Source organism: Haloactinopolyspora alba, from assembly GCF_003014555.1.
GTDB classification, from domain to species: Bacteria; Actinomycetota; Actinomycetes; order Jiangellales; family Jiangellaceae; genus Haloactinopolyspora; species Haloactinopolyspora alba.
The window spans coordinates 1-25,708 of record NZ_PYGE01000020.1; the positions used below are offsets into that span (position 1 = coordinate 1).

Below are 25,708 nucleotides of genomic sequence, written 5' to 3' on the forward strand. Positions count from 1 at the left end.
CCACACCATCGTCTACCCCCTCGGCGGCACCGACGCATGCAACCTCGGCCTGTTCTGCCGCCACCACCACCTGCTCAAACACCACACCCGCTGGCGAGTCGAACAACCCCACCCCGGCACCTTCGTCTGGACCAGCCCCACCGGCCGCACCACCACCATCACCCCCGAACAAACCCCCACCCCACAACCACACGACACCACCACCGACCCACCCGAGCCCCCACCGTTCTGACACCACGCACAGGAGCACGACATGGGCTGGCACGATCGCAGGAGTGATCACTTGAGCCGCACCGTCGCCGGATCTAGCGTTTGACGATGACCCATCCGCGCATGTACAGCGACGACGACCCGTACCTTGCGGAGCTGCGGCGCGTGTGCCTGGCGTTCCCGGAGGCCGCCGAGGTCGAGGCGTGGGGACGGCCGACCTTCCGTGCCGGCAAGAAGATGTTCGCCCTGTTCGGTGGGGACGACGAACACCCGTATGCCGTCATCGTCAAAGCCGACCCTGCGGAACGCCGCGCCCTGCTGGACGACGGGCGGTTCTACGTACCTCCGTACCACGGGCCCAGCGGATGGGTGGCTCTCGACTTCACCGCAGCCGACGTCGACTGGGACGAGGTTCGCGAGCTGGTCGACGCGTCGTACCGGCAAGTAGCGCTGAAGCGGATGCTCACCGCTCTCGACTCGGCCGGCTGACCCGTGCGTCACCGATTCGGCCGGCTGCGCCACCGTCCGGCGAAGGCGCCGGGTACGCTCGGTTGACGTGGGAGTTCGCGTAGAGCAGGTCGATCTTCCGGGCATCGGTGTCCGGCACGACGTCGTCACCGAGGACGGCCGTCAGGTCAGCGTCGTCGCGCACCGCTCGGGTGAACGGACGCTCGGATTCACCGACGCCGACGATCCCGACGCTTGCACGGCTTCGGTGTCGTTGACCGAAGAAGAGGCCGCCGCGGTCGCCGACGTGCTCGGCGCCGCCGTCGTCCTCAGCCGGCTCTCCGAACTGCGCGACCAGGCCGCCGGGCTGTTCACCGAGCAGATTCAGGTCCCGACAGGGTCGCCGTACGTCGGGCGGCCGCTGAGCGCCACGCAGGCGCGCACCCGCACCGGCGCCTCCGTCGTCGCACTTCTCCGCGACGACGACGTCATCGCTTCCCCGGGCCCGGACGTGGTGTTCGCCGCCGGCGACACGATCGTCGCGGTCGGGACGCGCTCCGGACTGGACGCACTCGCACAGATCGTCGCCGCCGGCCCGAGCTGACGGCCGCGGCGCCCCATGCACGAAACAACGATGCTGCTCATCGAGGTGGGCGCGCTGCTGCTCGGCATCGGGTTGCTGGGCCGCCTGGCCGGACGGATCGGCCTGTCCCCCATCCCGGTGTATCTGGCGGCAGGGCTGGCCTTCGGCCAGGGCGGGCTGGCGCCGCTGTCGGCGGGTGCCGAGTTCTTCGAGGTCGGTTCCGAGATCGGCGTGATCCTGCTGCTGGTCATGCTCGGCCTGGAGTACTCCGCGGACGAACTGGTGACGAACATCCGCCGCTCCGCCCTGGCCGGCGTGCTGGACGGGGTGCTCAACGCGCTGCCTGGCGCCGCGTTCGCGCTGCTGCTCGGCTGGGGCCCGGTCGCGGCGGTGGCCCTCGCCGGCATCACCTGGATCTCGTCCTCGGGCGTCATCGCGAAGGTCCTGCGCGACCTGGGGCGGCTGAGCAACCGCGAAACGCCGGTCGTGCTGTCCATCCTCGTGATCGAAGACCTCGCGATGGCCTTCTACCTGCCGGTGCTGTCCGCTTTGGTGGTCGGCGCCGGCCTCCTGGAAGGCACCCGGACGCTGGTGATCGCCGTCGCCGCGGTGGTGCTCATCCTTTACCTGGCGCTGCGGCACGGGCACCTCATCTCCACCCTGTTCAGCCCGAAGGAGCCGGAGTCGCTGCTGCTCGGAGTTCTGGGACTGACCATGCTGGTGGCCGGGCTCGCCGACCGGGTCAACGTGTCGGCGGCGGTCGGCGCCTTCCTGGTCGGCATCGCGATCTCCGGTCCGGTCGCGTTGCACGCATCGCAGGTGCTCACGCCGTTGCGTGATCTGTTCGCCGCGGTGTTCTTCGTGTTCTTCGGCCTGGCGACCGACCTGGGCGAAGTGGTGCCGGTTCTGGTGCCGGCGCTTGCGCTGGCTGTGGTGACCATGGCAACGAAGGTGCTCACCGGCTACTTCGCGGCTCGACGTGCCGGCATCGCGGTGCCCGGGCGCTGGCGTACCGGGCTCGTGCTGACGCCACGTGGCGAGTTCTCCGTGGTCATCGCCGGCTTGGCGGTCAGCGCCGGGGTGGAGCCGCGGCTGGCCGCGATGGCGACGGCATACGTGCTGATCACCGTGGTGGGTGGGCCGCTGCTGGCGCGGTTGCCGGACTCCGCGCGATTCAAGGCCGCCGTGCGTCGACGCCGCGAGGTGCGCGCGCTCACCTGACCGGCGCCGGCACCAGCACGGCCGCACCGTGCACGGAACCGGCGGCCAGGTCGGTCAGTGCACGCTCGGCGCCGTCGAGCGGATACTCGGTGGTACTCACGCGCAGCCGGTGCCGGCCGGCGAAGTCGAGGAAGCTGCGCGCGTCCGCGCGGGTGTTCGCCGTGACGCTGCGCACCTGCCGCTCCTGGAACAGGTGCCGCTGGTAGTCAAGCGACGGGATGTCGCTCAGATGGATGCCCGCGATGGACAGCGTGCCGCCGCGGTCGAGCGCCTCGAGAGCAGGTGGGACCAGTTCACCCACGGGCGCGAACAGTACGGCCGCGTCGAGCGGTTCCGGTGGCGGGTCGGTCGCGGCGCCGGCCGAGGCCGCGCCGAGTTCCAGCGCGAGCCGCTGTGCCTGCTCGCTGCGGGTCAGCACGTGCACGACGACGCCGTCGGCCAATGCGACCTGCGCGGCCAGATGGGCGCTGGCGCCGAAGCCGTAGATGCCCAGCCGGCCGCCTGACGGCACCTCGGCGCGCATCAACGCCCGATACCCGATGATGCCGGCGCACAGTAGCGGCGCCAGCTCGACGTCGGTGTACCCGTCCGGCAACGCGAGCGCGTAGGCGGCCGGTACCGTCGCGAACTCCGCATAGCCGCCGTCGGCGTCCCAGCCGGTGTAGGCGGAATCCGGGCACAGGTTCTCGTCGCCGCGGGTGCAGTACCGGCACGCGCCACAGGTACCGCGCAGCCAGGCGATGCCGACCCGGTCGCCGGAGACGAACCCGGTGTCGTGGCCGCCCGGCTCGACCACCTCGCCGACGACCTCGTGACCGGGCACGACGTGCCGCCGGTGGACCTGCAGGTCGCCTTCGGCGACATGCAGGTCAGTGCGGCAGACGCCGCAGGCCAGGACCCGGACCAGCAGTTCGTCAGGCCCCGGCCGCGGCGCCGGCTCGTCGGTGAGCTCCAGCGGATGCGAGGCCATCGGACCGGGTTCGCGCACCCGCCACGCTCGCTGCCGCGACGGCATCGGTCAGTCCAGTCTCAGCAGCCCGCCGACGTCGACGGTCATCGGCGCCGGACGGCGCACCTCGGCGCTGTCACCGCCGCGCGCCGCCTCCACGTACACGCCGTCGACCAGGTCGTACGCGACGAAGCGCGCCTCGGCCGCGGCGTCCGGGTCGATGACCCAGTACGACGGGATGCCCGCCTCCTGATACTCGGCGAACTTCATGCCCGCATCGAGCATCGCCGCCAGCCGATACGCCGCGATCTGGTGCAAAGGCAGTGCGCGTGGACTCACCACGAGCACCCCGTCCACCAGCTCGTACTGCCTGCTGGCCTCGGACTCCTCGATGCCATCCCACTCGTCGACAGTCAGGAGGTGATCCGGCACCGGAAGGTCCGCCGTCATCTCGCCCTCCACCGTTCTCGCCCTCATGACTGCCGAGTATGGGCCCAACGATACGCGCAGCTGCGGTGCGCACGGTTGCCCTGAGCGAGTGAGCGGTTGCCCTGCCTCAGCCGGCGTTCGGCCCGCCCCCGACGGACGACCCGGGCAGCAGCACGTCCGCACTGACCGGCCGGTGGTCGGACGCGTCGGTGGCCACCACGGCCGCCGTGCGGGTCACCACGTCACCGGAGGTGAGGACGTAGTCGATGCGGGTCCGCGGATCGTCACCCGGGTAGGTGGAACCGTCACCGACACCCGCTTCCTCCCACGAGTCGACCAGGCCGTCCATCAGTTCGCCGATCTCGGGCGACCGCGGCGTGGCGTTGAGGTCGCCGAGCAGGATCACCGACTCGTCGGGCTCGCCGATCAGCTCCTCGACCGCCGCGACCTGGTCCAGCCGTTCGGCGGCGTCATCGTGCTGCAGATGGGTGTTGTACACCTGGATCCAGATGCCGCGCACGTTGATGTGGGCCCGCAGCAGGCCACGCTGCTCGCTGCCTTCGTACTGCGGGAGGAACGTGTTGTCCCAGTCGCGGATCGGCCGTTCACTCAGGATGGCGGTGCCGTACTGCCGGCGCGGCGCTCCGGGCTCGCGCGGGTCGCGGTCGAGGTTGGCGCCGTAGACGACGTGCATGTTCAGCTCTCGGGCGAGCCAGGCGGCCTGGTCGACGAAGTCGCTGCGCTCGGACCAGTGCCGGTCGACCTCCTGCAGCCCGACGACGTCCGCGCCCTCGGATTTCACCACGTCGGCGATGCGCTGCAGATCGAGCCGGCCGTCGGTGCCGACGCCGTGGTGGATGTTGAAGCTCATCACCGACAACGGCCGGTCCCGCGCTGACGGGTCGGCGGTTGCCGCGGGAGTGCTGGTCACTGTGGCGACCATAGCCGTCACCAGCGCGACGATCGCGGCCAGGGCACTGCGTCGAATCCGCATGAGCGTCCTCTCGACGTCCGGACATGAGTGACGTCGATCTTGCCGGGCCGTGGTGACGAGCGGGAGAACCGCGCCCGAACGGTCTCAGTCGATCAGTCCCGGCACGGCCCCGCCGGAACGCACCTGCCAGGCGGGCACCCGCAGTACACGCGTGACGGGGCCGAGCGCCGGTTCGGTCTCCGGCCGCACACCGTCGAGCAGCCGGCGGCGCCCGAACATGCGGCGCAGATGCCGTGCCGGATCCTCGTTCGGCGCCACGCCACGGTCGAGCAGCACCGCCGTCGTCCCGTCCTCCGTACCGACCAGCAGGTCGCACCGGTAGCCGTCGAGCACCGCGTTCGATTCGATCCGGGTGTAACCGGCGTCGGCCAGGCGCCGCGAGAGCAGTTCGGCCACCCCGTCGGCCGCCACCGGATCGTCCGCCGCCTCGGGCGGCAACGGCCGGACGTGGAAGGACCGCACCGAGGACCTCCGCGCCAGGTCCCGCGCGATGCCCGCCCGAGAGGTCCAGAACGCGTGGTGGCCGACGGTCACCACGTGCGACCGCGCCCGGGTCAGCGCCGCGTTCCACAGCTGGGCGTGCGACTCGACCCAGCGCACGGTCTGCGTGGGCGCCTCGGCGCCGACGACGAGCGAGACGACGACGGCGTCGCACATACCGATCTCGGGGTCGTCCAACGACCCGACCGGCACCGGCTCGAACCGGAACATCGAGCGCAGCTCCGCCGCCTGGGCGCGGAACGGGGTCAGCACGCCGACCGTGGCACCGTCCGGCAGCTGGTCGCGCAGCTCGTTCACCGCCCACACGACGCGGTCGATCTCGGCCTGGTTCCGCCACGACCCGCCGTTCGGACCACGCTCCGGCGTCCCGTGCACGTCCTCCCACAGCAGCAACGTCGACTGCCCGGTCTCCGGATCGTGCGCCCGCCGCAGCGTGCGGACGTCCGTGACGACGGTCAGACGGCCGTCGTAGAACACCTCGTCGACGATGCGGGCGATCCGCGGATGGCAGCCGTCGTGCTGGTCCAGCAGCGCCACCTCGCGCACGCGTGCCGCCGCGGCGTCGTAGGCGGAGTCGGTCCGGTGGGTGAGGCGGCGCTCCTCGAGCCAGCTCGCGCTCAGCCCGGCGTGCTCACGAGCGGCGCGCTGACGGTGATCGCCGATCGGTGCCGGTTCCCCGCGCCGCGCCGGGTCACCCAGGACCAGCGCGCGCCGGCCACGGAACAGCAGCGGCAGCATCGCCGCGACCGGCACGTCGTGCGCCTCGTCGACGATCACCAGGTCGAACAGGCCGGGCTCCATGGCCAGCTGGTCCGCCCCGTCGACCGTGACGGCCCACCCTCCGAGCGCGCCGGCCAGCTCCCGCTGACTCTTCCGCCGGTCGCGCCCGCCCGGCTCGAGCGCGGCCCGCCGGGCATCCAGCGCGGACCGTGCCCGGACGGTGCGTTCGGCCACGACCGCCGCGACGAGCTCTTCGGACAACTCGGCACAGCGCCGCGTGAGCGCGTCGCCGGAACTCTCCATGTCCTCGTCCGACACCCGGGCGACAGCCGAGCGCACCTCGCGGACGCGCAGCTCGGCCCGGGCGAACAGCAGCAGAGCGTCGAAGACGTCCGCGTCGTCGTGTGCCGCACGCAGCACGGACGGCTCCACCACGTCGGCGCCGGCGGCACGCAGGTACGCCGCCGCTGCACGACCGCGACGGCGATCGTGCAGCACCTTCGCGCTGCCCAGCGAGCGGGCGCGCTCGATCCACGCGCGCAGCGCCGCGTCGTCGTCGGGCCACGCGGACTCCAGCACGGCGACGTCCAGCCCGATCCGCTCGGCCGCGGCGGCCCGTGCGGAACAGGTCTTGCGCAGCGTCGCCTCGAGCTCCACCCGCTCGGCCAGGCCGGCACGCCACCCCTCGAGCTCGGCACGAGCGTCGGCGAGCTCGCCGGCCACGGCCGCCGCGGGCCGGTGGTCTCCGCCGGCACGGGACGAGCGCAGCAGCTCACGCAGCAACTGCTTCTCCTCCGCACGCGCCTGCGCGTCGCCGGTACGGATCAGCGTTCCCGGTGCGAGGGCGGCGCACCGGTCGACGACCCGGCGCAGCCGCTCGTCCGCGGAGACGAGCAGCACCCGCTGGCCGGCGGCGACCGCGGTGGCCACGGCCGCGACGAGCAGCCGCTCCTTGCCGGTCCCCGGTGGCGTCGTGGCGACCGTGAGCTGCTGCCTCATCGCGTCCTCGAGGACTGCCGACTGGCTGTCGCCCAGAACCTCCGGCGTGACCGCGACGGGAACGGAGCTGTCGGCCGGTGCCTCGGCGGCGGTGCGGCCGGCCGGCGCGCCCAGCGGCTCGAGCGCGGTGCCGGCGACGCGATGCGACATGTCGGCCAGGGCAGTCAGCTCCGAGCTCGCCGTCGTGGCGCTCGCACGCGTCGACTCCACGTAGAGCACCGCTGCGGCGTTGTGCACGCCGGTCCTGGTCGCCGTGCCGACGTCGTCACCGGCCAGGACGGCCGGGTCCATCGGCGCCGTCTCGGCGAGCCCGAGGCGCTTCATCAGCTGCCGGACCGCGACGAGCATCTGCGTGGTGTCGCCGGGCTCCCAGGTCTGGCGCCAGGACGACAGCACACCGGCCGCCTCCTGCTCGTCCAGACACGCCTGGAGCACCCCGGCATGCGGCATCACCGGTCCGGTCGGCCGCAGCGCCGCCGCACCTCGCGAGTCGACCGTCACCTCGACCCGCTGCACCAGCAGCGGCGCGACATGGGCGGTCGCCAGCGGGCTCTCCGAATGACGCCGCCCGCCCCCGGCCAGCGTCACCAGCGGGTACCCGTACCACAGCTCCCGCTCCTTCCAGTCGAACGTGTCCACGCCGTCCGGAGCGGGAGCGGTCGAATCGGCGCCGGACAGCAGCGTCTCGGCTCCGGAGCCGATCGGGACGTAGCGGTCGGGCGCGTCCCCGCGCGAAGGCAACGCCACCGGCGACGGCGCGTCCGCGAGGCAGGCGCGGTAGTAGTGGACCAGGTCGCGCCATCCGGGCAGATCCGTCACACCGCTGCGGGACCAGCGCGTGGCCTTCGGCACGGCCGCCAGGGACCGTTCGGTGGTGTCACCGCCGAGCAGGCTCAACGGCCGCACGGCGGAACGGGCGATCACGTGGTTCCCCGGGACCGACAGCGTCGAGGTCGCGGCCGCGGCCCGCCGCGTCAGGTACTCGGCCAGGTCGTCGGCGGTGACCCACGGGCCCAGCCCGTCCTTCACCCGGCCGCTGCTCAGCCCTTCGACGACCTCGGCGGTGAACGCGGACGTCCCGATCGTGCCGGCCCCCGTCTCCGGCACTGCGGGCAGGCCCTCCGCGGCCGCGATGACGTACACGCCGGGTGGTTCCGGTAGCACGACGCCCGTGGTCACGGTGCCGGCCGTGCAGTAGTCCAGCAGCACCACCTTGCTCGGGGCGCGGCACTCCTGGAGCTGGCGGCGCAGGAAGTCCGCCGGCACGGCGGTGCGCTCGAGGTCCGCCGGGTCGGTGTCCTTGGCGACCAGGTACAGTCGCCCGTCCCGCTCGGACACCGCCGCGTAGCCGCTGAGATAGACGAGGACGGTGTCCGGGTACTCGCGCTCCTCCAGGAACGTTTCGATGCCGCGCATCATCTGCCCGCGGGTGGCGTCGCCGACCACCAGGCAGGTGTCCATCATGCCGACGTCCGGACGCTCGAGGACCTGCTTCATGTGCCGGATGCCGGCCCCGGCGGACGCCAGCTCGGGGAAGTCCTCGTGGTCGTGGACCGCGGTGCCGATCAGCAGCGCGGCGCGGTCACCGGCCGGCAGCTCGTCACGTCCCGCCGGCTCCGGGCGGGTGGCGCACTCCGGGGCCGGCCGCGGCTCGGGCGCCGGGGCCACCAGGGACGCGGTCGGGACCGGAAGGGTGGAGGCAGGCCGCACGGCGACGAACCGGCCCTCGGTCTGGTGGGTGTCCCGCAGCGTGCGATGCGGCGTGACAGATCGCGCGTCGCCGGTGTGGTCGGTGCGGACATTCGTCGGTGCCGGGTCGTTCATCGGGCTCCTCGCCTACGGCATGGCGGCGGTAGGCCGCGCACCTGCGGATCTCTCGCAGACTAAGTACGCAACGCGCCCTATGTCGGACCTTGGTGGAAATTGGGCCGAACACCCGATGGGGCCTCGGACGAGGGGCTCGGCGGTGCTCAGCGCCCCGTCCGGGATCCGTCAACCGTCACGATGACGGCGCGTGTGTCCTGCCATCCAGTGGTCGATGATCGGACGCGGCCACAGCGGCAACCGACGGCTCAACGTCAGCGCGGGCGGGGGCATCTGCCCTCGCGAGTGGTACGCGTTGACCGTGCTTCTCGTCACACCGAGCAGGTGGGCGATCGCCGACGAAGTCAGCAGGTTCGCCGCCTCCAGCTCGGGGGCTGTCAGCCCGACCACGACCGATGCACGGCCGGCCAGCTCCTCGACCGGCACCGCGGCCGTCAGGCTGGGGTGCGCGTCGGTGATGCGCACCATGCACTGCAGGCACCATCCCAGCTCGGGCCGCGCCTGCGACCCGAGCAACCACCCGTCGTCCAGCAGGACGTACTCCCGCTCGTCGCGTTGCACTCTCGGCGCAGCCGCGTACCGTTGCCCGAGGGTGAGATCCGCGGCACCCGGGACGGGGTCGCCCGTCGCGGCGTACAACCAGCTGCCGGCGCTGCGGACGTAGTTACCGCCACCCGCCGTGAGCTCGGCGTTCGGGCGATCGGACGGCCGCAGGACGGCAGCGAGATCCGCGGCGGCATCAGGCATGCGCCACACCCTAGGGATACAAGCATTGGTTGTAAATGGGACAATCGTCCCCTACAGTGGCCGACGATGACCGCAGACAGAGAGGCGCCGGAGTGAGATCCAGAACTCTGGGCGCCATCATGCTAGCGGCCGCCATCGGAGGGGCGACATGGGGGGTTCCCGCACCGACCACCGCCTCCGGCCTGATCATTCGCACCGATGAGCAGCCGCCGTCCGTCGACGACGCCAAAAGTGATCTCGACGCGGCACGCGCCGAATTCGAAGCAGCACAGAAGACCGAGGCCGCGGCACAGCGGCGGGCCGAGAAGGCCAGTCAGGCGGCACACGACGCCGAGAGGCGCGCGAACCGCGCCGAGGCGAGGGCCGAGCGTGCCCGCGCCGAGAGCAAGGACGCGGCCGCGAGCTCCAGCGACGCCCGTGAGGAACTGGGACGGCTGGCCGCACACGCGTACGCGAACAACGCCGAACTCGGCCGGCTCGCGGCTCTGGGCGCCGCGGTCGACCCGCAGCAGTTCCAGCGACGGTCCAACAGCATCTCCGAGCTGATGCGCGTGCAGGACACGCTGGTCCGTGAGGCAGCGGAGTCCAGGGCCAACGCCGCCAACGCCGCCCAGCGCGCACAGGGCCAGGCGGAGGCCGCCGCGGCCGCATCCGCCGACGCCCAGCAGTTGGAGCAGGAGGCGAAGGCCGCACTCGACGAGGCCGCCGCCGCGGCCCAGGACGCCGAGAGCGCCCTGGCCGAGGTCAAGCAGGTCTACGAGGCTGCGCAGGAAGCCGCACGCGAACGCGAGGCAGAGCGCGAACGAGAAGCGGCCGAGGAGAACCCGAGCCGTGGCGACCGCGGCGAGGAGCCCACGCAGGACGAACCGACGGGCAGCGGCGAGTTCATCATGCCGTCGAGCGGTCCGATCACCTCGCCGTACGGCATGCGGGTACACCCGCTGACCGGGGTGTACAAGCTGCACAGCGGCACCGACTTCGGCGCGTCGTGCGGTGCGACCGTGAGCGCGGCGAGCGCGGGCACCGTCGAGTCGGCCGAGTACGCCGGCGCGTACGGCAACCAGGTCACCATCTCGCACGGTGTCATCAACGGCCTCGACGTCACGACGACCTACAACCACCTGTCGTCGTTCGCGGTGAGCGCCGGGCAGTCCGTCTCAACCGGCGACCAGATCGGCTCCGTCGGGACGACCGGCTCGTCCACCGGATGCCACCTGCACTTCGAGGTCCTGGTGAACGGCGAGTTCACCAACCCGATGTCCTGGCTCCCCTGACCCTCGCCCCGGCAAGAATGATCACGTTCACCATGGAATTCCCTGCGTCACCACCCCTGCAAGCCTGGTGACGCGGGAGAAATCCTGGTGATGCCGGGGCCGGCCCGCGCGACGGCTCACCCGAGCGCGCGCAACGCGTCCTGGATGCCGCGGTGGATGGTCGGGTAGGCGTAGATCATGTGCCGAAGCGTCTCGACGGGCACTCGGCCGTGCACGGACACCGACAGCGCACCGAGGACCTCACCACCGGTCGGGCCGGCGGACGTCGCACCGATCAGCACGCCCTCGTCGGCATCGGCGACGAGCTTGATCACGCCGTCGTTGCCGGCCTTGTGGATCCAGCCGCGTGCCGTGGACGGCACCTGCGCGACGCCGACGCGCACGGCGCGGCCCGCGTCACGAGCCTGGGCCTCGGTCATGCCGACCGTGCCGATCTCGGGATCGGTGAACGTCACCCTGGGTACCGCCCGGTAGTCGGCCGGCGGGCCGTCCTGCCCGAGAATCTCGCGGACGACGATGTCGGCCTGGTACGTCGCCATGTGCGTGAACGCGCCGTGCCCGGTGACGTCGCCGACGCCGTAGACCCCGTCGGCCGCCCGCAGCCGGTCGTCGACCTGCAACCATGCCGCCGACGGGTCGAGCCCGACGGTGTCCACGCCCAGCTCGGACAGCTGCGCACGCCGTCCCACCGACACCAGCAGCCGTGTGCCGCGCACCGACGTGCCGTCGCTCAGCGTCACCGTGAAGACGGATCCGTCGTGCGAGACCGACCCGGCCCGGCTGTCGGTGTGGATGTCGATGCCGTCGGCCTTCAGCGCCCGCTCGACGATCTGGGACGACTCCGGCTCCTCGCCCGGCAGCATCCGGTCCTGGGCCTCAATCACCGTGACCCGCGTACCGAAGCGCGCGAACCCCTGCGCCAGTTCGAGCCCGACAGCACCGCCACCGAGCACGATCAGCGACTCCGGTAGCTGATCCGCCTCGAGCGCTTCGTGATTGGTCCAGTACGGGGTGTCGCTCAGCCCGTCGATCGGCGGAATCACCGGCGTCGTGCCCGTGCCGACGACCACCGCCCGCCGCGCCTCGTACGTCGTCCCGTCGACCTCGACCCGCCCGGGACCGGTCAGCCGGCCTCGCCCGCGGACCAGTCGGCCGCCCTTGCCGGTGAAGCGCTCGGCGGCGATCCGGTCGTCCCAGTCCGTGGTGGCCTCGTCGCGGATGCGTTTCGCCACCGGGGTCCAGTCCGGTGTGGCCTCGGCGTGCCCGGCCATGCCGTCCACCCGGCGTGCCTCCGCCAACAGGTCGGCCGCCCGGATGATCATCTTGCTGGGAATGCAGCCCCAGTACGGGCACTCGCCACCGACCAGGCGATTCTCGATGCCGATCACGTCGAGACCGGACTCGGCCAGCGAACCTGCGACGGATTCGCCGCCCACACCCATGCCCAGAACGACGACGTCGGCTTGCTCGTCCATTGTCATGGTCCTTTCCACGATGCCGGCGCGATCGCGATCCTGGTGCCGAGACTACGCGTGCCGCCGAACTCGTCCGGCCGCGTTGTCGAATTCCGCTCCCGCCGTTCGTCAACAGTGGCCAGAAGCCGGCGACACGGAAAGGATGACGGCCATGAAGTACATGCTGATGCTGTTCGAGAACGACACCGACTGGGACGCGGTCCCCGACGACCAGCGCGACGCCGCGCTGGACGAACATCGCACGTTCGTCGAGTTCCTGGAGGAGAGCGGGGCGGCGCACAGCGGCGAGGCCCTGCGGCCGGCGAACACCGCCACCACGCTGCGCCCGGACGGCGACGACGTGCTGGTCACCGACGGCCCGTATCTGGAGCTCAAGGAGAACCTGGCGGGGTTCTACATCATCGAAGCGCCCGATCTCGACAGGGCCATCGACATCGCCCGGCGATGCCCGATCGGGACCGCGACCGAGATCCGTCCGATCTGGGACGTCTCGAGCTGACGTGACGCACCGGTTGGACGAGGCCCTGGCCGACGCGCACCACCGGAGCCGGGCACGTGTGCTCGCGACCGTGGTGCGCGTCACCAGGGACTTCGATGCTGCCGAGGACGCGGTGCAGGAAGCGTTCGCCGAAGCGGCCCGGGCCTGGAGATCGAGCGGCGTGCCGGACGACCCGACCGCCTGGCTGACGACGGTCGCTCGCCGCAAGGCCCTGGACGGTCTGCGGCGGGAGCGGACGCTGGCGCGCAAGCTGCCGCTGCTGATCGTGCCGGAGGGCGACGTGACCGAGCAGTACGACCCGTTCCGTGACGAGCGGCTGCGGCTGATCTTCACCTGCTGCCATCCGGCGACGTGTCGTTGCTGTTCACCGAGGGTCATTCGGCCGCGTCGGGCAACCGGCCGGACCTGGTGGCCCGCGCGCGTGAGCTGGGAAGTGTCCTGGCCGAGCTGATGCCGGACGAGGCCGAGGTGCTGGGCCTGCTGGCCACGATCCGGCTCGCGGAGGGACGGCGCGCCGGCCGGCTGGACGACGCGGGCGGCCTGATCCCGCTCGATCGCCAGGACCGGACCGCGTGGGACGCCGTCGCGCTGGCTGACGGTTGCGAGCTGGCCGCCCGCGCGATGCGGCGATCTCCGCCGGACCGTCCCGGCCCGTACGCTCTGCACGCGGCCGTCGCGGCGGTGCATTCCGAGTCGCCGTCGTACGACCAGACGGACTGGCCGCAGGTGGTGGCGCTGTACGACCTGTTGCTCGCCGTGCAGCCGTCACCGGTGACGGCGCTTGCCCGGGCAACCGCCCGGTCGATGGTCGACGGCCCGGCCGCTGCGCTCGCCGACGTGGACGAACTCGCGGCGGACCGGCGGCTCGCACGGTATCCGGGGGTGCCGGCGACGCGGGCGGATCTTCTGCGGCGCATGGAGCGCTACCACGACGCTGCCGTCGAGTACGAGAGTGCGGCCGGGCTGACCGGCGACGCGGCGGAGCGGGCGTTCCTGCTCGACCGCGCCGAGCAGTGCCGGCGTGGCTAGATGGCGGGCGCCTTCCTGCCTCGACCCGTTCGCCGTCGACGTTCGCTGTTCCGCAGCCGCGGGGATATCCTGCGGAACGTGCCGACCTACGAGTTCCGCTGCCGCACCTGCGGCGACACCTTCGACCTGTCCCGCCCGATGGCCGAGTCGGGTGCGCCGGCCGCCTGCCCGTCCGGGCACGACGACACCGTCAAGCTGCTGACGACGGTCGGGGTCACCGGCCGCGAGGCCGAGGCGGCCGGGCCGTCCGGTGGGGGATGCTGCGGCGGAGCCTGCGGCTGCGGCAACTGAAGCCGAGGCGCCACGGCGCCACCACGAGGCTTTCGCACGCGTCACCAGGCTTGCAGGGGTGGTGACGCAGGGAATTCCATGGTGAACGTGGTCATTCTCGGCTCGACCGTGGGTGGCGGTTGGACGGAGAACGGGGACCGGGCACGCCGAACCGGGCTGTGACGTTGCACACTGGACAGCAGCGGATGGTGGCCCGGACACGGAGGCCGAGCCACCGGCACTGCGCCGCATCACCTCCGGGGGGAGAACACCCATGGCCGCACCCGAGACCGCAACGCCCACACCGAAACCACGGCCCACACCGAAACCACCGCACACACCGGGTCCGCCGCACGCGGGCACCGCACACGCACACGACGAGGACGCCCGCTGGTACGCCGACGTCGCCCGGAGCCTCGCCCGACCAGGCGACCGGCTGGCCGTGGACATCGGCTGCGGCGACGCGGGGATGTGCGTCGCGCTCGACGCCGCGTTGCCGCGCCGAGCGTTCGTCGTCGGCGTCGACCACGACGGCGACGTGCTCGACGAGGCCCGCAGGCACATGAACGCCGACGGCATCGACGACGGGCACATCCGGCTGATCCGCGCCGACCTGGACACCGACCTCACGCTGTTGCCGGAGGTGGTCCGTGGCGCCGACATCATCTGGGCGTCGGCGTCCATCCATCACCTCGCCGACCAGCAGGCGGCGGTCGACGCACTGTCGGCGCTGCTCGCGCCGGGCGGACGGCTCGCGCTCGCCGAGGGTGGGCTGCCCGGTCACCATCTGCCCTGGGACCTCGGCGTCGGCGAGCCCGGCATGGAGGCCCGGTTGCTGCAGGCGGAGGAGTGCTGGTTCACGGCGATGCGCGCGTCCATCCCGGGGTCGGTGCGCATGCCCTACGGATGGACGACCGCCCTGCGCAGAGCGGGTCTCACCGACGTCGAGAGCCGGACGTTCACGTTCGAGAAACCGGCGCCGTTGTGCGCCGAGGACCTGAGCACGGTGCTGGAGCGGCTCGCCCGCCGGGTCGACCGCACCCGCGACGACGCGACGCTGCCGGAACAGGACGCTGCGGCTTGGCAACGGCTGCTGGACCCCGCCGACGACGCCTACCTCGGCCGCCGCGAGGACATCTATTCGCTGCGGGCCCGCACCGTGCATCTGGGATATCGAGCAGAGTGAGTGTATAGTCACTCATGTGACACCCGGAACTCGCTCACTCTCCACGGCCGACGCCCGTCGCGACGCGGTGATCGACAGCGCGGTCCACGTCTTCGCGCGCTCCGGGCTGTCCGGAACCACCGTCGCGGACGTCGCGGACCATGCCGGCATCTCCCCCGCGTACGTCTTCAAGCTCTTCTCCGGCAAGACGCCGCTGTTCGTCGCGGCACTCGAACACTGCTACGCGCGCATCCTCGACGTGCTCGAGGCGGCCGCGTCGCGGTCGCCCGACGCCACGCCGGCGGACGTGCTCGACCGGCTCGGCGCGGCCTACGCCGACCTGATCGCCGACCGTGACGTGCTGATGCTGCAGGTGCACGCCCAGGCCGCCGTGGACGACCCGGCGATCGCGGAGACCGTGCGAGCCGGCATCGCGCGCATCACCGACCTCGCCGCGGCACGGTCACGAGCCGGCGACACCGAAGTCCAGCGGTTCATGGCCTACGGCCAACTGTGTCACCTGCTCACCGCGGTGGACGCTTTCACCATCGACGAACCCTGGGCCACGACCCTGACCGCCGCCATCCGGCACACCGAACCGACGCCGCCGCACCCGCACTGACGCCGTTGCCCATCGGCCGCGGCACGCACCTGACCATCTGAGTGATTGACTGGTCACTCACGCGAATGGAGGAGACATGAACACACCCATCGACACCCCGGAACCGACCTCGGGCCTGCACGTCGTCCTGGGCGCCGGTCCCGCCGGCACGGCCATCGTCGCGGACCTCGCCGCTCGCGGCCTGCCGGTCCGGCACGTCTCCCGCGGCGAGATCACCGACGCCCCGGCCGGGGTCGAGACCGTCCGGGCGGACGTCTCCACACCGGCGGGCGCCATCGCCGCGACCGCGGACGCCGGCGTGATCCACCACGCGGTCAACGTCGCCTATCACCACCAGGTCGACGCTCTGCCGGGCATCACGGACGCCGTCGTCACCGCGGCCGCCACCCACGACGCGCGGCTGGTCGTGCTGGACACGCTGTACCCCTACGGCAGCGCCGACGGCGAGCACATCACCGAACAGACTCCGTGGGCGGCGACATCTCGGAAAGGCATGCTCAGGGCCGAGCTGGACCGCCGCTACCTGGAGGCGCACCGAACCGGACGGGCGCGCGTCGTCATCGGCCGCTCCGCCGACTTCTTCGGCCCCGGGGTCGTCAACTCCACGCTCGGCGGGGCCTTCTTCCCCGCCGCACTGACCGGCGAGCCGGCTTTGGCTCTCGGCGACACCACGCTGCCGCACAGCTACTCGTACGTGCCCGACGTCGCCCGTGCCCTCGTCCACCTCGGCGTGAGCGGCACCGGCGACGGACGGGTGTGGCACCTGCCGACGCCGCCGGCGGTCAGTACCGACGAGGTGCACCGCATCGCCGGCGAACTCCTGGGCGGGCCGCTGAAGGTCACGGTGCTCGACGAGCCCGTCGCGTTCGGCCCGTTCGACGAGGTGTTGATGGCGGAGTACGCCGAGATGTTCTACCAGCACCGGATCCCGCAGAACATGGTCTCCACCGCTTTCGAGACGGCGTTCGACATCCGTCCCACACCGCTGCGGACCGCGCTGGCGGCCACCATCGAGTGGTATCGCCACGCGTTCCAGCTCTGATTCGCCCACGGTGAACAGGGACGATGCCCGGAATTGAGCGAGGCCGGCTCAAGTTATAGACGGCAGAAGTGGTTACCGACGACCACCGACACAGAGTCGAAGGAGACACCATGAGCCGCACACTCGTTCCGTACACCGACGTCGACCGTCTGTTCCGCTCGTTCTGGGACGTTCCCGCCGCGCGCGCCGCGACCTACGCCCCGGCCGCGGACGTCAGCCGCGACGGCGACGACCTCGTCGCCCGTTTCGACCTGCCGGGCATCGACCCCGAGCAGGACGTCACGGTCGAGCTCGAGGGCCGCAAGCTCGTCGTCCGTGGCGAGCGCCAGGACACACGCGAGCAGGACGGCGACGGCCGTCGCGTCCGCGAGGTCCGCTACGGCGGCTTCCGCCGGATCGTCACGCTGCCCGGCGTGGTCGACCCCGCGGCGGTCAGCGCCACCTACGACGCCGGCGTGCTGACCGTCACCGTCGCCGGCGCGTACTCCGGTTCGAACCCGACCCGGATCGAGGTGGCCCGGGCGGCCTGACACCGCTCGCGGACACGAACACCACACGTCGGGGAGGCACGCCACCGTGCCTCCCCTTCGTGCGTTCCGGGACCGGTGCCGTTCAGTCCACCGGCTCGACGCTCTCGACCCGGAACGCGATCCCCTGCTGACAGGTCGTCATCACGCCGCGCTCCACGTGGCCGGTGACGCGTAGCCGCCGGCCGGACGACAGCAGCGTCTCGTCGCCGCCGAGCAGCAGATACTCGTCGATCAGCCAGCACCCGCCCTCGACACCGGGTTGCGGCACCCCCACCAGTTCTCCGACGCCGATCCGCGTCGGCTGATCCGACGGTTCGGGCGGGCTGGGCTCAGGCGGGCTCGGTTCGGGCGGGCTCGGTTCGGGCGGGCTCGGTTCGGGCGGTGTCGGTTCGGGGGTGGACGACGAGGTCGGCGGCGCCGAGCCCTCGCCGTCCGCGTCCCCGCCGGCATCGGAGCCGCAGCCCGCCAGAGCGATCGCCACGGTGACGACGATCGGCACGACGGTCCGGGTGCCCCTCATGCTGATCGGACGGCCCCGCACGAACGCCGGTTCCACCGCCCGACGAGCGCGACGCCAGGAGGTGTGCCGCCAATCGGCCGACGGTGCCCGGCCGGGCCGCCGGTAGGTATCGTGCAGGTCGTGATCTGGACCATCCCCACGGATTCCGGGCCGATCGTGGTCCGTGAGCAACTGGAACCGGAGGACGAGCCCGGCATCCTGGAGCTGTTCGCCGCCTGTGACGACTGGTTCGAGGCCGTCACCGGCGGACCGTCCGGGCCCGGCGACGTGCAGAGCCTTTTCTACGCCCTCCCGGAGGGGACCGGGTTCGAGGACAAGCGGCTCTACACCGTCCGCGACGGCGAGAAGATCGTCGGGCTCATCGACGTGGTGCTCGGCTTCCCGCACCGGCGCGCCTGCGCCGTCGGCACCTTCCTGCTCGCGCCCACGCACCGTGGCGCCGGGCTGGGTACCGCCATCAGCCGCGTCCTGTTGGACGAAGCACGCCTCAGCGGCCTCGACGAGGTGACGGCTGCGGCCACCGACGCCTGGCAATCGGGCATGTCGTTCCTGCGCTCGATCGGGTTCGCCATCGGCGACGCGGACCCCTCGCGCGAACCCCAGCACACGCGTGCCTCGGGCGCCGCGCTCCGGCGAGCCACGCTCACCCTGACGTCGTCGCCCTAGCGACGCTGTAACGACACCCGCCTACCCCGCCTGACCAGGATGGATCCGTCACATGCGAGAGATCGCCGTGTTCAGCGGCAGCGCTCACCCGGAGCTCGCCGCCGAGATCTGCGCCCAGCTCGACGTCCCGCTGCACCCCGCGCACGTACAGCGCTTCGCCAACGACTGCCTGCAGGTCCAGCTCCAGGCCAACTGCCGCGAGCACGACGTGTTCCTGATCCAGCCGATCGTCACGCCGGTGCAGGAGCATCTCGTCGAATTGCTGCTCATGCTCGACGCCGCCCGTGGCGCCTCGGCCGCGCGGACCACCGTCGTGATGCCGCACTACGCCTACGCCCGCTCGGACAAGAAGGACGCTCCGCGTATCTCGATCGGCGGCCGCCTGGTCGCCGACCTGATGGTCACCGCCGGCGCGGACCGTGTCCTGGCGATGACGCTGCACTCCCCGCAGGTGCACGGCTTCTTCAGCGTCCCGGTGGACCAGCTGCACGCGCTGCGCGAACTGGCCGCGCACTTCCGCGGGCGGGACCTCACCGACACGGTGGTGGTCTCGCCGGATCTCGGCAACGCCAAACCGGCCTCGGCGTTCGCGCGGATGCTCGGCGTGCCCGTCGCCGCCGGGGCCAAACAGCGCTTCGCCGACGATCAGGTCGCCATCAGCGCGATCATCGGTGACGTCGCCGGGCGCGACATCATCGTCCTCGACGACGAGATCGCCAAGGGAAGCACCGTCGTCGAGCTGATCGAGCGGCTGCGCGAGCAGGGGGCGAAATCGATCCGGATCGCGTGCACGCACGGCCTGTTCGCCGCCGACGCACTCGACCGGCTCGGCGACCAGCCGGACGTCACCGAGATCGTCTGCACGAACACCGTGTCGATCCCCGCCGCCGCCCGGCACCCCAAGCTGACGATCCTGTCGGTGGCTCCGCTGCTCGCGGAGGCGATCCGTCGCATCCACCACGGGGAGTCGGTCAGCGCGCTGTTCCACGACACGTGAGATCTTCACCACGGAGCGTGACGAATCCGGCGGTTTCCGGGGCACGGCGGGCGCAAACCGTCCATACTCGGGGCCATGACGACGAGCGAGACCGAGACACGCACCATGTCGGAGTTCAGCGACCCCCTCACCGCTGTCACGCGGCGCGGGCGGCTCGTCCCGGCGCACCGTGAAGGGTTCGTCGAGCTCGACGCCGCCGGTGAACGTTTCGAACTTCTCGGGCCGTTCGACAACGCGGCCGAGCCCGGCGACGACGTCGAGGTCGTCGGCGTGGTGGCTCCCGGGGCGCGTGCCGAAGAGAAGGCCCAGGCGATGCTGGTGCGCCACGTGCACCGGCTGTAGCCCAGCTGTCACCGACCCCCGAACCTGCCGTCGGCCGGTCACCCGCAGCGTCGAGGACGCGGGGCCCGGCCGACGTGTGCGTTCGTGGCGACGCGCTCAGGACTCCGGCGCCCCGGTGTCGACCGGGTGACCTGCACGGATCCACGCGAGGGTGCCGCCGGAGACGTTGCGCGCGTCCACGCCCTGTGCGCTGAGGAACTCCGCCACCTGGGCGCTGCGTCCGCCGACCGCGCACACGACGTAGACCGGCCGGTCACGCGGCACCCGCTCGTGTTCGGTGACGACGCCGCCCATCGGGATCAGCTCGGCTCCCGGGATGTGCGCCTGCTCGTACTCCTCGGGCTCGCGGACGTCGACGACGAACGCGCCGTCGTTCCACTGCACCGCGAGCTCGTCGACGGAGACCTCGGCGGCGCTCACGACACGCTCACGAAGATGTGCGCGGCGTCGGCCTCGGACAGCTCGACCACCTCGGAGCTGCGCAGCTGCACCCCGGCGTCGGTGACGACGGCCCGCACCGTGCGGCCGGGCGTGATCTCGGCCTGCCGCAGCGCGGCCAGCAACTTCTCGTCCACCTGGAGCGGCTCGCCGATGTGACGCAGCGTGACCTCGGTACCCTCGGTGGTGCCGGCCTGACGCAGCTGTGTGACACCGGCGCGGAACTCCTCGACCTCGATCTGGCTGCCCAGCTCGCCGAGCCCGGGAATCGGGTTGCCGTAGGGATCGGACGCGGGTTCGTGCAGCAGCGCGACGAGGCGCCGCTCGACCGCCTCGGAGACGACGTGCTCCCAGCGGCAGGCTTCGTTGTGCACCAGCTCCCAGTCGAGGCCGATGACGTCGACCAGCAGCCGCTCCACCAGCCGGTGCTTGCGCATGACCCTGGTGGCCAGCAGGCTGCCCTTCTCCGACAGCTCGAGATGGCGGTCCTCGTCGACGTGCAGCAATCCGTCGCGCTCCATGCGGGCCACGGTCTGACTCACGGTCGGACCGGACTGGTGCAGACGCTCGGCGATGCGCGCACGAAGGGGGACGATCCCCTCCTCCTCGAGCTCGAAGATCGTCTTGAGGTACATCTCTGTCGTATCGATGAGGTCACTCACCGGACCGCACTCCTTGCTCGAACTGATGTGCCGAGCGTATCTCGACACGAGCCCGCGCACCGTGACCCACCCGCTCGGAGCCGGCCGGGCGCGACCCACCCGGCAACGCGCACGCCACCCACTCGTGCCCAACTGTCAGTGTACTGATTCTCAACAACCGGTGTCGCGCACACGCACGACGCGCGCTACGCCACCCACTCCCCGCGCGCGAGCACGGCGGACACCTGCAGGTCCGCGTCGAGCACCACCGCGTCGGCGGCCAGCCCTTCCTTCAACGCGCCCACGCGATCGCCGATTCCCAGCGTCCGGGCCGGCGTCGCCGACGTCGCCCGCACCGCGTCGACCATCGAGAAGCCGGCGTGGCGCACGGCGAAGCGGAACGCGGAGTCCATGGTCAGCGTGCTTCCGGCGATGGACCCGCCCTCGACCAGGCGGGCCACGCCGTCCTGCACGCGGACGGCCAGGCCGCCGAGCACGTACTCGCCGTCGCCGACGTCCGTCGCCTCCATGGCGTCGGTGACCAGCGCCACCCGTTCGGCACCCGCCGAGGCGCGGACATGCGCGGCGATGGCCGGGTGCAGGTGTGCGCCGTCGAGAATCAGCTCCAATGTCACCCGTTCGTCCTCCAGCAGCGCCATGATCGGGCCCGGCGAGCGATGGTGCAGTGGTGTCATGGCGTTGAACAGGTGGGTCGCGACGGTCGCTCCCGCCTGGACCGCTTCGGTCACGACCTCGTAGGGCGCGTCGGTGTGGCCCACCGCCGCGACAGCTCCGGCCGCGGCGACCGTGCGCACCGCATCAAGGCCGTGCTCGAGCTCCGGTGCCAGCGTCACCATCCGCACCGCGCCGCCGCCGGCGTCCAGCAGCCGCCGGACGTCGGCCGGGTCGGGCGCAGTGAGCACGTTCTCGTCGTGCGCACCCTTCCGCGCCGCGGAGATCCACGGTCCCTCCAGGTGGACACCGGCGATCAGGCCGTCCGCGGCCAGCTCGGCGAGCGCGCGGACGTCGCGCTCGAGCTGGTCCACCGGGCCGGAGACCAGGCTGGCCATCAGCGTCGTCGTCCCGCGCCGGCGGTGCGTGGCGCCGAACGTCTGCACCTGCCCGGCGTCCGCCCCCATGACGGTGGCGCCGCCGCCTCCGTGGCTGTGCATGTCGACGAAGCCCGGCACCAGCCACTGCCCGGTGAGGTCACGGTCGGGCGTGCGCGGCGGCGGGCCGGAGCCCAGCCCGGCGATCCGGCCGTCCTGGACCTCGAGCCACCCCTCGTCGAGCACGCCGTCGGGCGTGACCATCGAGGCACCGGCGATCATCGACATGCACGTCTCCTCTCGTCCGCCGCTGGCTGCGGCCGACGCCGACGGTACCGCTACTGTCGGCGGCATGACGCTGACGGTTGGGACCCGGTTCCGCGGCCCCGCGGACTCCGGAAACGGTGGATACGTCGCCGGTCTGCTCGCCGACGGGCTCGGCACCGGACCGGTGACGGTGACCCTGCGTCACCCGCCGCCGCTGGAGACCTCGCTGGAGACGACGCGCGACGACGGCGGCGTCCGGCTGCACGACGGCGCGACACTCGTCGCCGAGGCGGTGGCCGAACGGGAGGACGGCGACCTCGTCTCCGTGCCTCCGGTGCCGGTCGACGAGGCACGCGCGGCCGCCCGGACCTACCCCGGGCACACCAAGCATCCGTTTCCCGAGTGCTTCGTGTGCGGAACCACGCGGGCGCACGGTGACGGCATGCGGCTGTTCCCGGGACGTCTCGGGGACGGCCGGACGGCCTGCGTGTGGGACGTCGAGCCCACCGAGGCGCGGGCACGCGAATTCGTGTGGGCCGCTCTGGACTGTCCCGGCGGCTGGGCGGCCCCGCTCGAGGGACGGCCGATGGTGCTGGGCCGGCTCACCGCACAGGTCCTCGACACCGCAGCGGCCGCGGAGGCGTGCGTGGCCATGGGCGACTACCAGGGCACGGAGGGCCGCAAGACGTGGACGACGTCGTCGGTCTACGGCGCGGACGGGCGGCTGCTGGGACGCGCCAGAGCAACCTGGATCGCGCTGCCCCAGCCGCCGCGCTAGCGTCCCGCGTTCACCGGAGGAAAACCCCATTGCCCCCGGAACGGGCGCCGCATACCGTAGTGGCACACGGGAAAGGAGGTGGTCCGCACAGTGAATAGCTATCGGACTCGTGAGGTGGCTGCTCGCTAGCCACGTGCTCGACGCAGGACCAAGGGTGACCCCTTCGTTCGCCGGCCGCCGGCTGGCAATTCCGAGCAGTCACCCGGCCCGTGGGCTCCCGGGACTCAGTCCACCCGGGCCACGTCTCTCGACGTGGAACCAGCCCACGGGCCGTTTCTCTTTTCCAGGAATGATCACGTCCCGCATGGAATTCCATGCGTCACCACCCTTGCAGGCCTCGTGACGCATGCGAACGCCTGGTGATGTGCCCCACCGACACGGCGCCCGTCCGTCGCTTTGTTGTATGTCGAGCGCTCACGTGCACCTCGAGCGCAGCGGCGCCCCGCGCACAGCGGCGATCCCGGCTCCCGTCAGGGGGCGAGGCGCTGCACCGTCCAGCCGTCGCCGTCGCGCAGATAGCACAGCCGGTCGTGCAACCGAGCCGGACCGCCCTGCCAGAACTCGACCGAGACCGGCGCCACCCGGTACCCGCCCCAGAACTGCGGCAACGGGACCTCGTCCGGGTAGCGTCCGGCCACCGCGGCCGCCGCGGCCTCGAGTTCCTCGCGGGAGCCGATGACCGACGACTGCCGGCTCGCCCAAGCACTGATCTGCGACTCCCGCGGCCTGGTCACCCAGTACGCCTCGCTGTCGGCACGCGAGACCGGTGTCGCCGTGCCGCACACCAGCACCTGCCGTTCCATCGCGATCCACGGGAAGCACAACGACACCCGGGGATTGGCCTCGATCTCGACGGCCTTGCGCGAGGCCTGATTGGTGTAGAACACGAAGCCGTCCGCGTCGACGCCCTTGAGCAGCACGTTCCTGGTGCTGGGCTGTCCCTCGGCGCTGACGGTCGCCAGCACCATCGCGTTCGGCTCCGGCAGACCGGACGCGACGGCGTCGTGCAGCCAGACCCGGAACTCCTCGAACGGATCGGCCGCGAGATCCGCTTCGAGCAGCCGTCCGGCCGTGTACCGGCGGCGCATCCGCGACAGTCCCTCGTCCACGCGCACCACTGTGACACCGGCGGCCCGGACATGCGCCGTTGCGCCCACTCAGTGGTACGAACACCCCACGTCCGAAGGGGCGTATGTTCGCGTACCGTGACTGTGAGGTCCACTGTGGGAAACCGCACATTCACCGCATCGGAACTTGTGGACACCAACCAGTTGGGAGGCATGATAGAGGCTCGCCTGACGGCCAACCCGTCCCGTCGGCACATCGATGCAGGCCACGAGCGGCACACGAATGGAGAATGAATGTCGGAGGTCAAGCATGGCCTTGAAGGTGTCGTAGCGTTCGAGACGCAGATCGCCGAACCCGACAAAGAAGGCGGTGCGCTGCGATATCGCGGTGTGGACATCGATGACCTCGTCGGCCGGGTGCCGTTCGAGAACGTCTGGGGGCTGCTGGTCGACGGCCGGTTCAGCCCGGGCCTGCCGCCCGCCGAACCCTTCCCGCTGCCCGTGCACTCCGGCGACGTCCGGGTCGACGTCCAGAGCGCGCTCGCCATGCTCGCCCCCGCCTGGGGTCTTCAGCCGCTGCTTGACACCACCGATGACGACGCTCGCGACCAGCTGGCCCGCACCGCGGTCATGGGCCTGTCGTTCGTGGCGCAGTCGGCTCGCGGATCCGGTCTGCCGATGGTCCCCGAGCACGAGGTGGACAAGGCCGAGTCCGTCGTCGAACGGTTCATGATCCGCTGGCGCGGCGACCCGGACCCGAGGCACGTCAAGGCCGTCGACGCGTACCTGACCTCCGCCGCCGAGCACGGCATGAACGCCTCCACGTTCACCGGACGTGTCGTGGCGTCCACCGGCGCCGACGTCGCGGCCTCGTTGTCCGCAGCGGTCGGCGCCATGAGCGGCCCCCTGCACGGCGGCGCGCCGTCGCGGGTGCTCGCGATGATCGAGGAGATCGAGCGCACCGGCGACGCGGCGGCGTACGTCAAGCGCATGCTCGACAGCGGCGAACGGCTGATGGGTTTCGGTCACCGGGTCTACCGCGCCGAGGATCCGCGGGCGCGCACCCTGCGCCGGGTGGCCCGCGAGCTCGACGCCCCTCGCTACGAGGTGGCCGAGGCTTTCGAGAAGGCCGCGCTGGCCGAGCTCGCCGAGCGCAAGCCGGACCGGGTGCTGGCCACGAACGTCGAGTTCTGGGCGGCCATCGTGCTGGACTTCGCCGAAGTGCCCGCCTCGATGTTCACCTCGATGTTCACGTGTGCGCGCACCGCGGGGTGGAGCGCGCACATCCTCGAGCAGAAGAAGACCGGGCGGCTGGTGCGACCGTCCGCGATGTACGCCGGCCCGGCGCCGCGCACCCCCGACACGGTGGCCGGCTGGCAGCCGCAGTGGGCGGCCTGAGCGCCGTCCGTGAGC

28 protein-coding genes and 1 pseudogene are annotated in these 25,708 nt (G+C 71.7%); 18 read left to right on the forward strand and 11 right to left on the reverse strand.

The annotated features are described in order from the left end of the window. The 4 genes and pseudogenes from CLV30_RS26660 to CLV30_RS20990 form a co-directional block, all read left to right on the forward strand. Window positions 1-232 (forward strand): annotated as a pseudogene (locus CLV30_RS26660) (HNH endonuclease signature motif containing protein); the annotation flags it as partial. Between the two features lie 86 nt (window positions 233-318). Next, window positions 319-699: an MmcQ/YjbR family DNA-binding protein gene (locus CLV30_RS20980; RefSeq protein ID WP_205741090.1), complete on the forward strand. Its 381-nt coding sequence runs from the start codon at window positions 319-321 to the stop codon at window positions 697-699. A gap of 67 nt (window positions 700-766) precedes the next feature. Further along, a complete protein-coding gene (locus CLV30_RS20985) occupies window positions 767-1,261 on the forward strand; it encodes a cation:proton antiporter regulatory subunit (protein WP_106539201.1) in 495 nt (164 codons plus the stop codon). Window positions 1,262-1,276: 15 nt separating this feature from the next. Beyond that, window positions 1,277-2,461 carry a cation:proton antiporter gene (locus tag CLV30_RS20990; protein ID WP_106539202.1) on the forward strand — a complete coding sequence of 395 codons (1,185 nt, stop codon included), beginning with the start codon at window positions 1,277-1,279 and terminating at the stop codon, window positions 2,459-2,461. On the opposite strand, the gene CLV30_RS20995 is transcribed toward CLV30_RS20990, so the two are convergent. The 5 genes from CLV30_RS20995 to CLV30_RS21015 all read right to left on the reverse strand — a co-directional run bounded on the left by CLV30_RS20995 (window position 2,454) and on the right by CLV30_RS21015 (window position 9,624). Next, window positions 2,454-3,476: a zinc-binding alcohol dehydrogenase family protein gene (locus tag CLV30_RS20995; RefSeq protein ID WP_106539203.1), complete on the reverse strand. Its 1,023-nt coding sequence runs from the start codon at window positions 3,474-3,476 to the stop codon at window positions 2,454-2,456. The two genes, CLV30_RS20990 and CLV30_RS20995, sit on opposite strands and share 8 nt — an antisense overlap. Before the next feature lie 3 nt (window positions 3,477-3,479). Next, window positions 3,480-3,887 (reverse strand): PDDEXK family nuclease, encoded by a 408-nt coding sequence (locus CLV30_RS21000; RefSeq protein ID WP_106539204.1) that lies wholly within the window; start codon window positions 3,885-3,887, stop codon window positions 3,480-3,482. Window positions 3,888-3,966: 79 nt separating this feature from the next. After that, a complete protein-coding gene (locus CLV30_RS21005) occupies window positions 3,967-4,833 on the reverse strand; it encodes an endonuclease/exonuclease/phosphatase family protein (protein WP_106539205.1) in 867 nt (288 codons plus the stop codon). A gap of 84 nt (window positions 4,834-4,917) precedes the next feature. Beyond that, window positions 4,918-8,877, reverse strand: coding sequence for an AAA domain-containing protein (locus CLV30_RS21010; RefSeq protein ID WP_106539206.1), 3,960 nt, complete (start codon window positions 8,875-8,877; stop codon window positions 4,918-4,920). 168 nt (window positions 8,878-9,045) lie between these two features. Beyond that, a complete protein-coding gene (locus CLV30_RS21015) occupies window positions 9,046-9,624 on the reverse strand; it encodes a helix-turn-helix transcriptional regulator (RefSeq protein ID WP_129711112.1) in 579 nt (192 codons plus the stop codon). 92 nt (window positions 9,625-9,716) lie between these two features. On the opposite strand from CLV30_RS21015, the gene CLV30_RS21020 reads away from it, so the two are divergent. Next, a complete protein-coding gene (locus CLV30_RS21020; protein WP_129711113.1) occupies window positions 9,717-10,898 on the forward strand; it encodes a M23 family metallopeptidase in 1,182 nt (393 codons plus the stop codon). Between the two features lie 116 nt (window positions 10,899-11,014). Here CLV30_RS21020 and CLV30_RS21025 read toward each other — a convergent pair whose 3' ends face one another. Continuing rightward, window positions 11,015-12,379, reverse strand: a complete 1,365-nt coding sequence (locus CLV30_RS21025) for a dihydrolipoyl dehydrogenase family protein (RefSeq protein WP_420842019.1) — start codon at window positions 12,377-12,379, stop codon at window positions 11,015-11,017. Window positions 12,380-12,524: 145 nt separating this feature from the next. Here CLV30_RS21025 and CLV30_RS26665 point away from each other — a divergent pair, with 145 nt between their 5' ends. The 8 genes from CLV30_RS26665 to CLV30_RS21060 all read left to right on the forward strand — a co-directional run bounded on the left by CLV30_RS26665 (window position 12,525) and on the right by CLV30_RS21060 (window position 17,530). Next, entirely contained in the window at window positions 12,525-12,872 is a 348-nt protein-coding gene (locus CLV30_RS26665; protein ID WP_165358748.1) for a YciI family protein, read from the forward strand. Between the two features lies 1 nt (window position 12,873). Continuing rightward, on the forward strand, window positions 12,874-13,323 hold the full coding sequence (locus CLV30_RS27060) for a sigma factor (RefSeq protein ID WP_205741091.1): 450 nt from the start codon (window positions 12,874-12,876) through the stop codon (window positions 13,321-13,323). Then, on the forward strand, window positions 13,224-13,901 hold the full coding sequence (locus CLV30_RS21035) for a DUF6596 domain-containing protein (protein WP_205741092.1): 678 nt from the start codon (window positions 13,224-13,226) through the stop codon (window positions 13,899-13,901). Before CLV30_RS27060 ends, CLV30_RS21035 begins: the two co-directional genes overlap by 100 nt. Window positions 13,902-13,979: 78 nt before the next feature. Further along, window positions 13,980-14,192 (forward strand): FmdB family zinc ribbon protein, encoded by a 213-nt coding sequence (locus tag CLV30_RS21040; protein ID WP_106539260.1) that lies wholly within the window; start codon window positions 13,980-13,982, stop codon window positions 14,190-14,192. A gap of 253 nt (window positions 14,193-14,445) precedes the next feature. Beyond that, window positions 14,446-15,357, forward strand: a complete 912-nt coding sequence (locus tag CLV30_RS21045; RefSeq protein ID WP_106539211.1) for a class I SAM-dependent methyltransferase — start codon at window positions 14,446-14,448, stop codon at window positions 15,355-15,357. Between the two features lie 16 nt (window positions 15,358-15,373). After that, window positions 15,374-15,958 (forward strand): TetR/AcrR family transcriptional regulator, encoded by a 585-nt coding sequence (locus tag CLV30_RS21050; protein WP_106539212.1) that lies wholly within the window; start codon window positions 15,374-15,376, stop codon window positions 15,956-15,958. 76 nt (window positions 15,959-16,034) lie between these two features. Continuing rightward, window positions 16,035-17,000: an NAD-dependent epimerase/dehydratase family protein gene (locus tag CLV30_RS21055; protein WP_106539213.1), complete on the forward strand. Its 966-nt coding sequence runs from the start codon at window positions 16,035-16,037 to the stop codon at window positions 16,998-17,000. Between the two features lie 110 nt (window positions 17,001-17,110). Next, window positions 17,111-17,530: an Hsp20/alpha crystallin family protein gene (locus CLV30_RS21060; protein ID WP_106539214.1), complete on the forward strand. Its 420-nt coding sequence runs from the start codon at window positions 17,111-17,113 to the stop codon at window positions 17,528-17,530. A gap of 82 nt (window positions 17,531-17,612) precedes the next feature. Here the strand turns inward: CLV30_RS21060 and CLV30_RS26670 are convergent, their stop codons facing one another. Beyond that, the gene (locus CLV30_RS26670; RefSeq protein ID WP_165358749.1) at window positions 17,613-18,050 is read right to left on the reverse strand and encodes a hypothetical protein; all 438 of its coding nucleotides are present in this window, start codon (window positions 18,048-18,050) and stop codon (window positions 17,613-17,615) included. A 120-nt stretch (window positions 18,051-18,170) separates the two neighbouring features. Between CLV30_RS26670 and CLV30_RS26675 the strand changes: the two genes are divergently transcribed. From CLV30_RS26675 to CLV30_RS21075, 3 genes are all read left to right on the forward strand, one after another. Further along, entirely contained in the window at window positions 18,171-18,716 is a 546-nt protein-coding gene (locus CLV30_RS26675; RefSeq protein WP_165358750.1) for a GNAT family N-acetyltransferase, read from the forward strand. A 52-nt stretch (window positions 18,717-18,768) separates the two neighbouring features. Next, window positions 18,769-19,713, forward strand: a complete 945-nt coding sequence (locus tag CLV30_RS21070) for a ribose-phosphate diphosphokinase (RefSeq protein WP_106539216.1) — start codon at window positions 18,769-18,771, stop codon at window positions 19,711-19,713. A 75-nt stretch (window positions 19,714-19,788) separates the two neighbouring features. Further along, the gene (locus tag CLV30_RS21075; RefSeq protein WP_106539217.1) at window positions 19,789-20,055 is read left to right on the forward strand and encodes a hypothetical protein; all 267 of its coding nucleotides are present in this window, start codon (window positions 19,789-19,791) and stop codon (window positions 20,053-20,055) included. 96 nt (window positions 20,056-20,151) lie between these two features. On the opposite strand, the gene CLV30_RS21080 is transcribed toward CLV30_RS21075, so the two are convergent. The 3 genes from CLV30_RS21080 to nagA all read right to left on the reverse strand — a co-directional run bounded on the left by CLV30_RS21080 (window position 20,152) and on the right by nagA (window position 22,465). Next, on the reverse strand, window positions 20,152-20,475 hold the full coding sequence (locus CLV30_RS21080; protein WP_205741093.1) for a rhodanese-like domain-containing protein: 324 nt from the start codon (window positions 20,473-20,475) through the stop codon (window positions 20,152-20,154). Continuing rightward, a complete protein-coding gene (locus CLV30_RS21085) occupies window positions 20,472-21,155 on the reverse strand; it encodes an iron-dependent transcriptional repressor DtxR (RefSeq protein ID WP_106539218.1) in 684 nt (227 codons plus the stop codon). The genes CLV30_RS21080 and CLV30_RS21085 overlap by 4 nt, the downstream gene beginning before the upstream one ends. A gap of 185 nt (window positions 21,156-21,340) precedes the next feature. Continuing rightward, the gene (gene nagA, locus CLV30_RS21090) at window positions 21,341-22,465 is read right to left on the reverse strand and encodes an N-acetylglucosamine-6-phosphate deacetylase (RefSeq protein ID WP_106539262.1); all 1,125 of its coding nucleotides are present in this window, start codon (window positions 22,463-22,465) and stop codon (window positions 21,341-21,343) included. Between the two features lie 70 nt (window positions 22,466-22,535). On the opposite strand from nagA, the gene CLV30_RS21095 reads away from it, so the two are divergent. Continuing rightward, window positions 22,536-23,228 carry a hypothetical protein gene (locus CLV30_RS21095; protein WP_205741094.1) on the forward strand — a complete coding sequence of 231 codons (693 nt, stop codon included), beginning with the start codon at window positions 22,536-22,538 and terminating at the stop codon, window positions 23,226-23,228. Between the two features lie 470 nt (window positions 23,229-23,698). On the opposite strand, the gene pdxH is transcribed toward CLV30_RS21095, so the two are convergent. Then, a complete protein-coding gene (gene pdxH / locus CLV30_RS21100; RefSeq protein WP_211300092.1) occupies window positions 23,699-24,337 on the reverse strand; it encodes a pyridoxamine 5'-phosphate oxidase in 639 nt (212 codons plus the stop codon). A gap of 252 nt (window positions 24,338-24,589) precedes the next feature. Between pdxH and CLV30_RS21105 the strand changes: the two genes are divergently transcribed. Then, complete coding sequence (locus tag CLV30_RS21105; RefSeq protein WP_106539219.1) at window positions 24,590-25,693, forward strand: citrate synthase 2; 1,104 nt, start codon at window positions 24,590-24,592, stop codon at window positions 25,691-25,693. Window positions 25,694-25,708 lie beyond the last annotated feature (15 nt).

What these genes read in the sequence shown, in the direction of transcription:
- CLV30_RS20980 (WP_205741090.1), top strand. Translation starts at nt 319, where the DNA reads ATGACCCATCCGCGCATGTACAGCGACGACGACCCGTACCTTGCGGAG.
- CLV30_RS20990 (WP_106539202.1), top strand. Translation starts at nt 1,277, where the DNA reads ATGCACGAAACAACGATGCTGCTCATCGAGGTGGGCGCGCTGCTGCTC.
- CLV30_RS20995 (WP_106539203.1), bottom strand. Translation starts at nt 3,476, where the DNA reads ATGCCGTCGCGGCAGCGAGCGTGGCGGGTGCGCGAACCCGGTCCGATG.
- CLV30_RS21000 (WP_106539204.1), bottom strand. Translation starts at nt 3,887, where the DNA reads ATGAGGGCGAGAACGGTGGAGGGCGAGATGACGGCGGACCTTCCGGTG.
- CLV30_RS21005 (WP_106539205.1), bottom strand. Translation starts at nt 4,833, where the DNA reads ATGCGGATTCGACGCAGTGCCCTGGCCGCGATCGTCGCGCTGGTGACG.
- CLV30_RS21010 (WP_106539206.1), bottom strand. Translation starts at nt 8,877, where the DNA reads ATGAACGACCCGGCACCGACGAATGTCCGCACCGACCACACCGGCGAC.
- CLV30_RS21015 (WP_129711112.1), bottom strand. Translation starts at nt 9,624, where the DNA reads ATGCCTGATGCCGCCGCGGATCTCGCTGCCGTCCTGCGGCCGTCCGAT.
- CLV30_RS21025 (WP_420842019.1), bottom strand. Translation starts at nt 12,379, where the DNA reads ATGACAATGGACGAGCAAGCCGACGTCGTCGTTCTGGGCATGGGTGTG.
- CLV30_RS26665 (WP_165358748.1), top strand. Translation starts at nt 12,525, where the DNA reads ATGAAGTACATGCTGATGCTGTTCGAGAACGACACCGACTGGGACGCG.
- CLV30_RS21045 (WP_106539211.1), top strand. Translation starts at nt 14,446, where the DNA reads ATGGCCGCACCCGAGACCGCAACGCCCACACCGAAACCACGGCCCACA.
- CLV30_RS21055 (WP_106539213.1), top strand. Translation starts at nt 16,035, where the DNA reads ATGAACACACCCATCGACACCCCGGAACCGACCTCGGGCCTGCACGTC.
- CLV30_RS21060 (WP_106539214.1), top strand. Translation starts at nt 17,111, where the DNA reads ATGAGCCGCACACTCGTTCCGTACACCGACGTCGACCGTCTGTTCCGC.
- CLV30_RS26670 (WP_165358749.1), bottom strand. Translation starts at nt 18,050, where the DNA reads ATGAGGGGCACCCGGACCGTCGTGCCGATCGTCGTCACCGTGGCGATC.
- CLV30_RS21070 (WP_106539216.1), top strand. Translation starts at nt 18,769, where the DNA reads ATGCGAGAGATCGCCGTGTTCAGCGGCAGCGCTCACCCGGAGCTCGCC.
- CLV30_RS21075 (WP_106539217.1), top strand. Translation starts at nt 19,789, where the DNA reads ATGACGACGAGCGAGACCGAGACACGCACCATGTCGGAGTTCAGCGAC.
- nagA (WP_106539262.1), bottom strand. Translation starts at nt 22,465, where the DNA reads ATGATCGCCGGTGCCTCGATGGTCACGCCCGACGGCGTGCTCGACGAG.
- CLV30_RS21095 (WP_205741094.1), top strand. Translation starts at nt 22,536, where the DNA reads ATGACGCTGACGGTTGGGACCCGGTTCCGCGGCCCCGCGGACTCCGGA.
- CLV30_RS21105 (WP_106539219.1), top strand. Translation starts at nt 24,590, where the DNA reads ATGTCGGAGGTCAAGCATGGCCTTGAAGGTGTCGTAGCGTTCGAGACG.